Annotated in this window: 1 protein-coding gene; it reads left to right on the top strand. The window is 47.5% G+C overall.

The features are described 5' to 3' along the window. Positions 1-24 precede the first annotated feature (24 nt). On the top strand, positions 25-255 hold a 231-nt coding region (locus HGH47_RS12365; RefSeq protein ID WP_432912805.1), incomplete at its 3' end, for a hypothetical protein.

Genomic DNA, 255 nt, shown 5'->3' with positions numbered 1-255 from the left:
TCCGTAAAACTTAAAAAGGAACCTTTGAGGATAAGTGCTGTAGCATTGGGAACGGACATGAACCGGAACGGCACTATCGCAGATGTCGGCTCTACGGTGGTTGAAACCAAAACATTGGCGCTGACATATAACGCAGCAAATCCTGACGGTATCGACAGTGAAAAATACGATTGGCGCGGTAAAGCTGACGGCGGTACGTTTAGATTTAAAAACAATACGTCGCACATTAACATTGGAACCGGCGGCGGAAGCGGA

It is taken from the genome of Treponema sp. OMZ 805 (assembly GCF_050937395.1).
Lineage (GTDB): Bacteria > Spirochaetota > Spirochaetia > Treponematales > Treponemataceae > Treponema.
The sequence above is the reverse complement of the archived record's forward strand: the minus strand, read 5'-3'. Positions and strand labels throughout refer to the sequence as shown.